A 12,506-nucleotide genomic window follows, 5' to 3' on the forward strand; every position below is an offset into this window, starting at 1 on the left:
GCGAACATGCAAGCCGCCGGCTTCGGGAGGCGGGCCGCCCCGGGCACCTTGCGGCGCCGGGGCGGGCGTCACGAGACGAGACGGGCAGTGCGCCCGCCCTCGGGTATGCTGGCGGCCCTTCGCGGCACCCGGGTGCCGCCTCCTTGCTCGTCGTCTCATTCATGCACAGCAATCCCTCCGTGAGCGCAGGCGCCCTTTCGACGGGCGCGGCGCTGCCTCCCGATGCCGTGAGCACGCTGGCCGAGCTGTTCGCCTGGCGTGTGCGCACCACCCCACATGGGCCGGCCTACCGGCAGGCCGAGGCCACCGGCCGCTGGCGCGAGCTGACGTGGCGCGAGATCGGCGAGCGCGTGGCCGCCTGGCGCGCGGCGCTCGCCGCCTTGCACCTGCCCCGTCAGGCGCGCGTCGCCGTGCTGCTGCCCAACGGGCTCGATGCGGTGTGCATCGACCAGGCCGCGCTCGCCGAGGCCTGCGTGCCGGTGCCGATGCACCTCATCGACAACCCGGGCAGCATCGCCTACATCCTGCGCGACAGCGAGGCCTCGGTGCTCGTGGTCCAGTCGCGCAGGCAGTGGGACGCGATCGCCGCCCTGGGCGAGCCGATGCCCGCGCTGAAGCACGTGGTCGTCGTCGAGGCGCCGGAGCTGGACGAATCGGGCCCGGTGCGCGTCGTCGGTGCGGCACGCTGGCTCGACGAGGCTGGCGCGCGGGCGCCCGGCGAGGCCTCGACCGCGGGGCCGGGCGAAGACGACCTGGCGGCGATCGTCTACACCTCGGGCACCACCGGCAAGCCCAAGGGCGTGATGCTCACCCACCGCAACGTGCTGGCCAACGTGCGCGCGACGCTGCAGCGCGTCGTGCCGCAGCCTCACGAGGTGTTCCTTTCGTTCCTGCCGCTGTCGCACACCTTCGAGCGCACCATCGGCTACTACCTGCCGGTGGCGGCCGGCTGCACCGTGGCCTTCGCGCGCTCGGTCAAGGACTTGCCCGAAGACCTGCGCACCGTGCGGCCGACCATCCTCGTGTCGGTGCCGCGCATCTACGAGCGCGTGTACGGGCAGGTGCAGACGGTGCTGGCCGCCTGGCCGTGGAAGCAGCGCCTGTTCGAGCACGCGGTGCGGGTCGGCTGGCGGCGCTTTTGCCGCGCGCAGGGGCTGCCGCTGGAGCAGCCCGCACCGGCCTGGCTCGACGCCCTGCAATGGCCGCTGCTCGACCGTCTGGTGGCGCGCACCTTGCGCGCGCAGTTCGGCGGGCGGCTGCGCATCGCCGTCAGCGGGGGCGCGCCGCTGCCGCCAGCCATCGCACGCTGCTTCCTGGGCCTGGGTGTGCCCATCGTGCAAGGCTACGGCATGACCGAGACCTCGCCCGTGGTGGCGGCCAACGCGCCGGACGACAACGACCCCTACACGGTGGGCCGGGTGCTGCCCGGCGTCGAGGTGCGCCTCGGCGACAACCGCGAGCTGCTGGTGCGCGGGCCGAGCGTGATGCGCGGCTACTGGCACCGCGAGGACGACACCCGCGCCGCCTTCGTGGACGGCTGGCTGCGCACCGGCGACCAGGCGGCGATCGAAAACGGCCGGCTGCGCATCCTCGGGCGCGTCAAGGAGATCATCGTCACCTCCACCGGCGAGAAGATCGCGCCCGCCGATCTGGAGCAGGCCATCGCAGCCGATCCGCTGTTCGCGCAGGTCTGGGCCTTCGGCGACAACCGCCCCTTCATCGGTTGCGCAGCGGTGCTGGAGCCCGCGCGTTGGGCCGCGCTCGCCCGCTCGCTGGGCCTCGACCCGCAGCAACCCGCCAGCCTGGAGGCCGAGGCCGCGCGCGCGGCGGTCGTGCGCCGCATGCGAGAGCTGACCGCCTCGTTCCCGCACTACGCGCAGCCCCGCGGCGCGATCCTGCTGCTCGAGCCCTGGACGGTCGAGAACACGCTGCTCACCCCCACGCTCAAGCTCAAGCGCAAGAACCTGGAGGCCCGCTACGCGGGGGCGGTCGAGCGGCTGTACTCGTCGTCACGGCGCGGCTGAACCGCCCGCCCGTGCCGGGGGCCGGCCCGCCGCGGCGCGGTCGTGGCCCTTTGCGCACCCCGTGGGCCGGCGGGCACCGGGCTTGCTCCGCTGGCGCCGCGGCGCGCCTTTCGCGCGGCCGATGAGGAGAGCGTATGCCCCGCCCCGCCTGCCCGGGCGTCAGCGTGCTGATGCCCACCTACGAGCAGCCCGAGTTCATCGCCCGCGCCCTGGACAGCCTGTGCGCGCAGACCTACGGCGAGTGGGAGCTCGTCATCGTCGATGCGAGCCCCGGCGGCACGACGGCCCGGGCGGTGCAGCCCTGGCTGGCCGACCCCCGCGTGCACTACGAGCGGATCGCCGAGGGGGGCCTGGGGCGCGCGATCAACGAGGCACTGGCGCGCGCCCGGGCGCCGCTCGTGGCGTACCTGCCCAGCGATGACCTGTACTGGCCCGAGCACCTGGCCGGGCTGAAGGCGGCGCTGGACGCCCACCCCGAGGCCGTGCTGGCCTACAGCGGGGTGCGCCACCACTACAACCGCGAGTGCGCGGGCCCGGTGCCCGGCGAGCCGCTGCAGCTGGTGCAGTGCATGCACCGGCGCCTGCCCGAACGCTGGACGGAGCGCGACGAGCTGGAGTCCGACGACCTGGAGCGGCTGTACTGGCACAAGCTGCGTGCGCACGGGGCGTTCGTGGCGACCTCGCGCGTGAGCTGCGAGTGGGTGGACCACCCGCACCAGCGTCACAAGCTGATGCGCGAGCCGGTGGGCGGCATCAACCCCTTCCGGCAGCACTACCGCGTGCGCACGCCGCTGCGCTTCCACAGCACGGTGGGCCAGCTGATCGACGAGCCGGCTCAGTACGGCCCCGCGCGCGAGCGCGCCGACACGCCGGCCGCGCGCGACGGGCTGAAGATCCTGCTGGTGGGCGAGCTGGCCTACAACGCCGACCGCGTGCTCGCGCTGGAGGAGGCGGGGCATCGCCTCTGGGGTCTGTGGATGCCGAAACCCTACTGGTACAACAGCGTCGGGCCGCTGCCCTTCGGCCATGTGCGCGAGCTGCCTCGCGAGGACTGGCGGCGCGCCGTGCGCGAGTTGCAACCGGACCTCATCTATGCGCTGCTGAACTGGCAGGCCGTGCCTTTCGCGCACGAGGTGATGCAGGCCACGCGCGGCATCCCGTTCGTGTGGCATTTCAAGGAAGGGCCGTTCATCTGTCTCGAAAAAGGCACGTGGCGCGAGCTCATCGAACTGCACCAGGGCTGCGACGGGCAGATCTTCAGCAGCCCGGAGATGCGCGACTGGTTCGACACCGTGGTGCCCGGCCTGTCGCGCAGCAGACCCACGCACGTGCTGGACGGCGACCTGCCCAAGCGGGACTGGTTCGACGCACCGCGGTGCGTGCCGATCAGCGAGAGCGACGGCGAGATCCACACGGTGGTGCCCGGGCGGCCGATCGGCCTGCATCCGCCGGACGTGGCCGCGTTGGCCGAGCGCGGCATCCACCTGCACTTCTACGGCGACTTCACGCACGGCCAGTGGCGCGAATGGATCGAGCGCACCCGCCGCCTCGCGCCGCGCCACCTGCACCTGCATGCCAACGTCGACGCGCGCGGCTGGGTGCGGGAGTTCTCGCGTTATGACGCCGGTTGGCTGCACAGCTTTCGCAGCACCAACGCGGGCGAGCTGCGCCGTGCCAACTGGGACGACCTCAACTACCCGGCGCGCATGGCCACGCTGGCCGCCGCCGGGCTGCCGATGATCCAGCGGCGCAACGACGGCGCGACGGTGGCCACGCACAGGCTGTGCCGCGAGCTGGGGATCGGGCTCTTCTTCGACGACCCGGACGACCTCGCGGCGCAGCTGCGCGACGTCGCAGCGATGCAGCGGCTGCGCCAGCGGGTGTGGCAGGTGCGCGAGCACTTCTGCTTCGACCGGCACGTGCCGCAGCTCGTCGAGTTCTTCCGCCAAGTGATCGCCTGCGCGCGCCCGGCGGTGCGCAGCGTGGCGTGAGCCGGCCATGTGTGTCTTCCCCCGGGGCGTGCGCCCCACCCCCCGAGGGGGTCACGGCCCGGCTCCCCGCGGCCGGTCTCACAGGCGACGGGCAGCCGGATCAGCAGGCGATCGGCAGGCGACCCCCAGGTGTTCGGGGCTACTTCAGCACCGTGCCCGGTGAGCGCGTTCCGCGGCGCCGGGGCAGCACGGCCTGGTCGGGCCCCGAGCCGGCAGCAGTCGGCTCGGTGATCTCTTGCAAGGCCTGACCGGCGAGCTCGGCGCTGGCCTTGGTCGCCACGTCGCCGAGCGAGACCATGCCGACGATACGACGCCGGCGGTCGAGCACCGGCATGCGGCGCACGCGCCCGCGCCGCATCAGGGCCGCGGCTTCTTCCACCGGCACGTCTTCGTAGCAGCACAGCACGTCGCGGCTCATCACCGCATGCACGGGGGTCGTCGAGACGGGCAGCGCGCGCGCCATCACGCGCACCGCGATATCGCGGTCGGTGAGGATGCCCACCACCCGGCGGCCCTCGCACACGGGAAGCACCCCCACGTTGAGCTCGTCCATCACCTGTGCGGCCTGCCGCACCGAGTCGTCCGGGGCCAGGCACCGGGGCGCGGGGGTCATCACGTCGGCGACCAGGCGCATCGTCGTCCTCCTTGCGGGCGTCCCTGCGCACGGGACGCCCGTGTGCGGCAAGCGGCGTTCCGGGCCGGGCGCGGGGTCTATGGCCTTCGCGCACCACCGGCTCGGAGCGGGCGCATTCCACGGCCGGGCCGCCCTTGCTTGCCTGCTCGCAAGCAACCCCGCGTGCCGTCGTGGTAAATGTTGGCGAGTTGACCCCTGCGCCCGGCCCAGGCCAGACTCACGCTCCTTCGCCCGTGCGGCGGTGGCGTGCAACGGCCGCCGGGGCGCCCCGATCCTCCCCTACGACCGAGCATCGCTTGGCGATGCCCTGCCGCTTGCCATGGCCGTGACACCACCGACCCGCCGCCGTTTCCTCCTCCAAGCCGGCGCCTGCGCCGCCGCTGCCGCCTTGCCGCTGGCGGCCCGGGCCCGCGCCGACGCCCCCCGGGCCCTGCAATTCCTACACCTGCACACGGGCGAGCGCCTGAGCGTCGAGTACTTCGACGCCGGGCGTTACCTGCCCGACGCGCTCGAGGCCGTCAACCGCCTGCTGCGCGACTTCCGCACCGACGACGTGCATCCGATCGACCCCGAGCTGCTGGACGTGCTGCATCGGGTGGCCACGCTCACCGGCACGCAGCGGCCGTTCGAGATCATCTCGGGCTACCGCTCGCCGCGCACCAATGCGGCGCTGCGCGAGCGCAGCGATGGCGTGGCCACGCGCAGCCTGCACATGGACGGCCGCGCGATCGATGTGCGCCTGGGCGACGTGGCGCTGCCCCAGCTGCGCGCCGCGGCGCTGGCGCTGCGCGCGGGCGGTGTGGGGTACTACCCGGCGTCGAACTTCGTGCACCTGGACACGGGCCGCGTGCGGTTCTGGTGAGGCCGGCCGCGCCTCGGAGTGCGGGCACCGCGGGGGCCGGTGTCAGGACGGGCGCCTGCGCGCCAGCGCCTCCAGCAGCCGCCGGTCGTGCCCGTAGATGTCCTGCGCGAAGTGCACCGCGCCGGTGTCGGGCATGACCATCGCGGTCACGTAGAACAGCAGCACCGGCACCGGCCGGCCGAGGTCCACCTGCGTCGGACGGCCCGCCTCCATCGCCTCCAGGATGCGCTCGCGCGTCCACTGCGGCTTGTCGTGCAGCAGCCACTGGGCCAGCGCCACCGGGTCTTCCACCCGCACGCAGCCGTGGCTCATGTCCCGCCGGTCGCGGCCGAACAGCTCGCGCGCCGGCGTGCCGTGCAGATAGACGCTCGCGTCGTTGGGGAAGATGAACTTCACCTGGCCGAGCGAGTTCTTCGGGCCGGGGCGCTGCCGCACACGCAGCTCGCCGCGGGCCAAGGCCTCGAGCGCCTCGGGCGTGGCCGCCACCACCGGCGAGTCGTCGCGATCGCCGCGCACCAGCTCCATCTGATGGCGCTCCAGGTAGTGAGGGTCGCGCCGCAGCGCCGGCAGGATCTCGTTGCGGGTGATCGAGCGCGGCACGTTCCAGTACGGGCTGAAGACGAGGTAGCGCATCTGGTCGAACATCACCGGCGTCTCGGTGTCCAGTGCGCGCCCGACGATCACCCGCATCGCCAGCGGCGGCGACGTGGCGGCCGGGCTGTCGCCGGCCCACAGCCGGAACATCGGGATGTTCACCGCCACGAAGCGCTCGGCGATGCGCGGCACCCAGCGCAGGCGTTCCATCGCGAGCTCGATCTGCCGCACGCGGTCGGCCAGCGGCACGTCGAGCGCGGCGAAGGTGGCCTTGCCCAGCACCCCGTCCGGCTCCAGCCCGTGGCGCGCCTGGAAGCGCCGCACGGCCTCCACCAGCTCGCCCTCGTAGCGCGGCGTGGAGGCGCGCTCGCCGTCGGCGGGGCCGGACGCGGCGGGCGCCGACGCTGGCGCCTTCGACGCCGCTGCCAGGCCCGGTTCGAGGTCGCCGAGCAGGGCGAGTCGCTGCCGCAGCGCCGGCACGCCCGCATAGGGCTCGCCGGGCCGCACGCGAGTCACGACCGGCACCGGCGGGGCCTCGCCTTCCCGTGCGGCCCGATCCCGGTACTGGCGCAAGGCCTCGCGCAGGGCGGCGTACTGCGGCCACGCCGGCCGCAGCGCCGCCACCGCCGCATCCCATTCGGGCGCCGTCGCGAGCTGCCGCACCTGCGCCGCCAGGTCCAGCCCCGGGCCGCCGCCGTGCAGCTTGAAGCCCACGCTGCGCGGCTCCACGCGGCCCGCCTGCAGATCGCGCAGGTAGCGCATCACCGACAGGCTGATGCGCAGCTCCAAGGCGGCGCCCTGCTCGGCGGTGGCCGGGCGGGCGAGGGCCTCTTGCAGCTCGCGGGCCTGGTAGTCGGCCGGCTCCAGCCCGTCGTCGGCCGCGGCGGCGAGCAGCGCCAGCGCCTGCCGGCCCCGGGCCGTGAGGCCGCCGCGCTCGTCGGTCCACCACCGCGAGCCGCCCTCGGGCGCATACAGGGCCTGCAAGGCCTGGCGTTCGGCCTCGTTCGCTCTCAGCGCCCCGAGCGCGGCGAGCACCGCGGGCTTCTCGTCGCGGCCTTCGACCGCCTCACCACCGGCCGCCGTCGCGCGCGCCTCGGGGGCCGAGGCCGCAGCGTCGGGCCGAGCACGGAACTCAGGGGCCAGCGGGCCGCCCGGCTCGCTGCAGCCGACGAGCCCGAGCGCGAGCGATCCCGCCAGCGAGCCCGCGCGCAGCACCGGGCGCAGGCGTTCACGCCAGGGGCGCAATCGGGGTGGGGGCGGCTCGGCCGCAAGGCCGAGGGAGGCGGTGATGCAGGCGCGCAGGCGCCGCAGGGTCAGGTGAACGATCATCGCTTTCCGGTATAGCAGACGGGATGCCCGCAGGCACAAGCCTTGCCGCGAAGAACGACGGCGAGGCGGCTTTCGTCCGCGGCTCGCCGGCTCCATGAAATCCGCGCAGATCTGGCCTTTGGTGAAGGAATCGGTGCTGTCCTGGTCGCGCGACAGCGCCTCCAGCATGGGCGCTTCGCTCGCCTACTACACCGTGTTCTCGATCGCGCCCCTCTTGCTCATCGTCGTCAGCATCGCCGGGCTGGTGTTCGGCGAGGAGGCGGCGCGCGGCGAGATCCTCGCGCAGCTGCGCGGCCTGCTCGGCGAGGAAGGTGCGGCGGCCGTGCAGGGCCTGCTCGAAAGCGCGAGCGAGCGCGTGCGCCCGGGCTGGGCGGCCGTGGGCAGTGTCGCGGTGTTGCTGATCGGCGCGACCACGGTGTTCGCCGAGCTGCAGCGCGCGCTCGACCTCGTCTGGCGCGCGCCCGAGCCGCCCGCGCAGCAGGGCCTGTGGCGCTTCCTGCGCGCGAGGCTGCTCTCGTTCGGGCTCATCCTGGCCTTCGGGTTCCTGCTGCTCGTCTCGCTGATCGCCAGCGCCGCCCTCGCGGCCCTGGGGCAGTGGTGGGGGCCGATGCTCGGCGGCTGGGAGATCGTCGCGCAGGTGCTCAACTTCGCGATCAGCTTCGCGATCATCACCGTGATGTTCGCGATGATCTACAAGTTCATGCCGCGGGTGAGCGTGCAGTGGCCCGACGTGTGGGTGGGCGCTGTGGTGACGGCGGCCCTGTTCACCATCGGCAAGACGCTGATCGGCTTGTACCTCGGCACGAGCGCGGTCGCCTCCGGCTTCGGCGCCGCGGCGTCGCTCGTGGTGCTGCTCGTGTGGGTGTACTACTCGGCGCAGATCTTCCTGCTGGGGGCCGAGTTCACCTCGGTGTACGCCCACACGCTCGGCTCGCTGCGCGGGCAGACGCGGCCGGCTGCGCCACCGCGCGTGTCCGGCCGCAGGGTGCGGGTGGCTGCGCGCTGAGATGGCGTGCCGAGGCCGCGCTGAAGTGATACTGCTTGGGCCGCCTCGGCGCCGCCCTCAAGCCGCCTGCGGCGGGCTGGTGCGGATCAGGTGATCGAAGGCGCCGAGCGCCGCGGTCGCGCCTTCGCCGGCCGCAATCACGATCTGCTTGTACGGCACCGTGGTCGCATCGCCCGCGGCGAACACGCCGGGCACGCTCGTGTGGCACTTCGCGTCGATCACGATCTCGCCGTAGCGGTTCAGCTCGACCGTGCCCTTGAGCCACTCGGTGTTGGGCACGAGGCCGATCTGCACGAACACGCCCTCCAGCTCGACGTGGTGCGACTGGCCGCTGGTGCGGTCGGTGTACGTCAGGCCGTTGACCTTCTGGCCGTCGCCGGTGATCTCGGTGGTCTGCGCGTTCGTGTGGATCGTCACGTTGGGCAGGCTTTGCAGCTTGCGCACGAGCACCGCGTCGGCCTTGAGCTGGTCGGCGAACTCGAGCAGCGTGACATGCTGCACGATACCGGCCAGGTCGATCGCCGCTTCGACGCCCGAGTTGCCGCCGCCGATCACCGCCACGCGCTTGCCCTTGAAGAGCGGGCCGTCGCAGTGCGGGCAGTAGGCCACGCCGCGGTTGCGGTACTCCTGCTCGCCGGGCACGTTGACGTTGCGCCACCGTGCGCCGGTCGCCAGGATCACCGAGCGCGCCTTGAGCACGCCGCCGTTGGCCAGGTGCACCTCGGCCAGTCCGCCCTCGGCCGCGGCGGGCACCAGTTTGTCCGCCCGCTGCGCGGTCATCAGGTCCACCTCGTACTGGCGCACGTGCTGCTCCAGGGCGGCCGCGAACTTCGGCCCCTCCGTCTGCGACACCGAGATGAAGTTCTCGATGCCCAGGGTGTCCAGCACCTGGCCGCCGAAGCGCTCGGCGACGATGCCGGTGCGGATGCCCTTGCGCGCCGCGTAGATGGCCGCTGCCGCGCCGGCCGGGCCGCCCCCCACGATCAGCACGTCGTACGGCGCCTTGGCGCTCAGTCGCGCCGCATCGCGCCGGGCCGCGCCGGTGTCGATCTTGGCGAGGATCTCCTCCACGCCCATGCGGCCGCTGGCGAAGAACTGGCCGTTCAGGAACACGGCGGGCACGGCCATGATCTGGCGCTCCTCCACCTCGGCCTGGAACAACGCGCCGTCGATCGTCGTGTGGCGGATGCGCGGGTTCAGCACCGACATCGCGTTGAGCGCCTGCACCACGTCCGGGCAGTTGTGGCAGCTCAGGGACATGTAGGTCTCGAAGTGGAAGTCGCCGTCGATCGATCGGATCTGCTCGACCACCTCGTCGCTGAGCTTGGGCGGATAACCGCCGACTTGCAGCAGCGCCAGCACGAGCGACGTGAACTCGTGGCCCATCGGCAGCCCGGCAAAGCGCACCTGCACCTCGCTGCCCGTGCGGCGGATCACGAACGAGGGTTTGCGCGCGTCGTCGACGCTCGCCTGCAGCGTGACCTTCGGCGACTGCTCGGCGATCTCGCGCAGCAGCTCCAGCAGGTCGCGCGAGGCCTCACTCTCGTCCACCGACGGGACGAGTTCGATGGGTTGTGTGATGCGTTCGAGATAGGCCTTGAGTTGGCCTTTGAGGGCGTCGTCCAGCATGGCGGTGTCCTTCGGTGATTGGCTTTCAGAGGGTGTGGCAGGCCCGGCCACCTCGAAAGCCACCGGGACTCACCGCCCGCGGAGGCTTTCAGTGTGGCCCTGCCGGGTGAGCAGCAAGCCGGCGGCCCGCTGCCCGCAGGGACACGGCCGGGGCGTGCCCGGCCGGTTCGCGCTTCACGCGACTCAGATCTTGCCGACCAGGTCCAGCGACGGGGCGATCGTCTTGGCGCCCTCGTTCCACTTGGCCGGGCAGACCTCGCCCGGGTGCTCGGCCACGTACTTGGCCGCCTTGAGCTTGCGCACCGTCTCGCGGACGTCGCGGGCGATGGCGTTGTCGTGGATCTCGGCGGTCTTGATGACGCCGTCCGGGTTGATGATGAAGGTGCCGCGCAGCGCCAGGCCTTCCTCAGGGATCAGCACGTCGAACGCGCGCGCCAGGGCGTGCGTCGGGTCGCCGACCAGCGGGAACTTGGCCTTGCCCACCGCCGGGGAGGTCTCGTGCCACACCTTGTGCGAGAAGTGCGTGTCGGTGGTCACGATGTAGACCTCGGCACCCAGCTTCTGGAACTCGGCGTAGTGCTCGGCCGCGTCCTCGACTTCAGTCGGGCAGTTGAAGGTGAAGGCGGCCGGCATGAAGATGAGGACCGACCACTTGCCCTTCAGGGACTGCTCGGTGACCTCGACGAACTTGCCGTTGTGGAAGGCCTGCGCCTTGAAAGGCTGAACTTGGGTGTTGATGAGATGTGACATGGTCTCTGCTCTCTCTGAGGGGTGGTTGAGGTTGTGTCAGAGATCACATCCTAGGACACCTGCACCATGTTGTGCATTGATTGATTAAAGCCCCGAGATTGGCTGCGGCTATCGCGCGCGGCGCCTCTGAGCGGGCCGAGGACGCGCGCTGGCCCGGGGCGTCATGTGCCCGCCATGTCCCTGTGCGACACTGGGGTACATGCCAGTCCTCACATCCTCCTCTTCCCCGTCGTCCGCTCCTCCCCACGCCGCCCAGGCCCTGCCCGACGCTGCACCGGCCGCCCATCCCTTTGCGGCGCTGGGCGCTGCGGAGGGCGCCACCACTGGCGGCGTGCGGTGGCTGCTGCGGCTCGAAGGCGCGGCCGTGCTCGCGCTGGCCCTGTGGGCCTACCACCAGCAGGCCGCCGGCTGGGGCTTGTTCGCCGCGGCCTTCCTCGCGCCGGACCTGTCCTTCCTCGGCTACCTGGCCGGGCCCCGCGTCGGCGCCCGCCTGTACAACGCGGCCCATTCGTACCTCGGCCCGGCCGCCTGCCTCGCGCTGGGACTGCTGGCCGCCGTGCCATGGGCCGTGCCGGCCGCCCTGATCTGGGCCGCGCACATCGGCTTCGACCGCGCGCTCGGCTACGGGCTCAAGTACCCCAGCGGCTTTCGCCACACGCACCTCGGGCTGATCGGCCGGCCGCCGCGCTGAGGCCCGGCGCCCGGCCGCCCGAAGCTGGGCCGTAACCCCCTTGGGGGGTGGGGCGTAGCCCCGGGGGCCGAACACAAAGCCCGGCGCCCGGCCGCCCGAAGCTGGGCCGTAACCCCCTTGGGGGGTGGGGCGTAGCCCCGGGGGCCGAACACAAAGCCCGGCGCCCGGCCGCCCGAAGCTGGGCCGTAACCCCTTGGGGGGTGGGGCGTAGCCCCGGGGGCCGAACACAAAGCCCGGCGCCCGGCCGCCCGAAGCCGGCCTCATTCCCGGCGGTCCACCCACGGCACGCCCTCCAGCGAGCCGGCGAGGTGCGGGCTGGGCGGCAGGTCGTCCGGCTGCGCGGCGGGGCGTCGCGCCGGGGTGGGGGCCCGCTCCGGTGGCGCGGTGCCGGAGCGGCGAGCCTGCCACTGGGCGCGCAGCCCGTCGCGCCCGCTCGCGGCTCGCCACATCAGCGCGGCGCCGCCCGCCAGGCAGGCGAGCCGCAGCAGCGCGGAGCCGGGGCGCCGCGTGAAGAGCCAGGCGCCGGCGGCCAGGGCCGCCCAGTGTTCGCCGGGCAGGCTGTCGCGTTCGGCGTTCCATCGGCGCAACCGCTGCCAGGCGGACGCCAGGGACGGCGCGCGGGCGGTCGTCCCGGTCGAGGCGTCGGCCCGCAGTGCGGCCTGTGCGCCGCGCGAGGCCTCGCGTCCGCCGGTGTCGTGACCGGCCGCAGCGCCCGCCCCGCTGTCGCGGTCCAGGCCCTCGGCGGGCAGCGGGCCTCCGCTGTCGGAGCGCACCAGGGGCGAGACGAGCATGCCGCGCGGGCCGCGGTCGATGCGCTCTTCACGCACCTGCACGTCGCCCGCCAGCCCGCTCGGGTAGGCGCCACCGACGCGGCCGGAACCGGCGGCAGTGCCGCCCGGGTCGGCGTCGCCGCGGCGATCGTTCTCAGGGGGGTGGGAGGTGGGGTCGGAGGGGGCCATCGGGAACTCCTCGGTGGGGATGGATGTTCCCGACGGG

General features: G+C 73.0%; 10 protein-coding genes. 5 read left to right on the forward strand and 5 right to left on the reverse strand.

Going from position 1 to position 12,506, the window contains the following annotated elements:
• Window positions 1–179: 179 nt before the first annotated feature.
• Entirely contained in the window at window positions 180–2,024 is a 1,845-nt protein-coding gene (locus OMP39_RS00165; RefSeq protein WP_425340647.1) for an AMP-dependent synthetase/ligase, read from the forward strand.
• A gap of 134 nt (window positions 2,025–2,158) precedes the next feature.
• A complete protein-coding gene (locus OMP39_RS00170) occupies window positions 2,159–4,015 on the forward strand; it encodes a glycosyltransferase (protein ID WP_264892807.1) in 1,857 nt (618 codons plus the stop codon).
• 139 nt (window positions 4,016–4,154) lie between these two features.
• On the opposite strand, the gene OMP39_RS00175 is transcribed toward OMP39_RS00170, so the two are convergent.
• A complete protein-coding gene (locus tag OMP39_RS00175; protein ID WP_264892808.1) occupies window positions 4,155–4,649 on the reverse strand; it encodes a CBS domain-containing protein in 495 nt (164 codons plus the stop codon).
• A 319-nt stretch (window positions 4,650–4,968) separates the two neighbouring features.
• On the opposite strand from OMP39_RS00175, the gene mepK reads away from it, so the two are divergent.
• On the forward strand, window positions 4,969–5,511 hold the full coding sequence (gene mepK, locus OMP39_RS00180) for a peptidoglycan L,D-endopeptidase MepK (RefSeq protein WP_264892809.1): 543 nt from the start codon (window positions 4,969–4,971) through the stop codon (window positions 5,509–5,511).
• A gap of 42 nt (window positions 5,512–5,553) precedes the next feature.
• On the opposite strand, the gene OMP39_RS00185 is transcribed toward mepK, so the two are convergent.
• On the reverse strand, window positions 5,554–7,434 hold the full coding sequence (locus OMP39_RS00185; RefSeq protein ID WP_264892810.1) for a L,D-transpeptidase family protein: 1,881 nt from the start codon (window positions 7,432–7,434) through the stop codon (window positions 5,554–5,556).
• Window positions 7,435–7,528: 94 nt separating this feature from the next.
• On the opposite strand from OMP39_RS00185, the gene OMP39_RS00190 reads away from it, so the two are divergent.
• Window positions 7,529–8,440 (forward strand): YihY/virulence factor BrkB family protein, encoded by a 912-nt coding sequence (locus OMP39_RS00190; RefSeq protein WP_264892811.1) that lies wholly within the window; start codon window positions 7,529–7,531, stop codon window positions 8,438–8,440.
• Window positions 8,441–8,497: 57 nt separating this feature from the next.
• Here the strand turns inward: OMP39_RS00190 and ahpF are convergent, their stop codons facing one another.
• Window positions 8,498–10,069 carry an alkyl hydroperoxide reductase subunit F gene (ahpF, locus tag OMP39_RS00195; protein WP_264892812.1) on the reverse strand — a complete coding sequence of 524 codons (1,572 nt, stop codon included), beginning with the start codon at window positions 10,067–10,069 and terminating at the stop codon, window positions 8,498–8,500.
• A 183-nt stretch (window positions 10,070–10,252) separates the two neighbouring features.
• Entirely contained in the window at window positions 10,253–10,819 is a 567-nt protein-coding gene (gene ahpC / locus OMP39_RS00200) for an alkyl hydroperoxide reductase subunit C (protein WP_264892813.1), read from the reverse strand.
• A 199-nt stretch (window positions 10,820–11,018) separates the two neighbouring features.
• Between ahpC and OMP39_RS00205 the strand changes: the two genes are divergently transcribed.
• A complete protein-coding gene (locus tag OMP39_RS00205; protein WP_264892814.1) occupies window positions 11,019–11,510 on the forward strand; it encodes a DUF4260 domain-containing protein in 492 nt (163 codons plus the stop codon).
• Window positions 11,511–11,770: 260 nt separating this feature from the next.
• Here the strand turns inward: OMP39_RS00205 and OMP39_RS00210 are convergent, their stop codons facing one another.
• Window positions 11,771–12,469, reverse strand: a complete 699-nt coding sequence (locus OMP39_RS00210) for a hypothetical protein (protein WP_264892815.1) — start codon at window positions 12,467–12,469, stop codon at window positions 11,771–11,773.
• Between the last annotated feature and the right edge of the window lie 37 nt (window positions 12,470–12,506).

The sequence above is a fragment of the Schlegelella aquatica genome (assembly GCF_026013905.1).
Lineage (GTDB): Bacteria > Pseudomonadota > Gammaproteobacteria > Burkholderiales > Burkholderiaceae_C > Caldimonas > Caldimonas aquatica.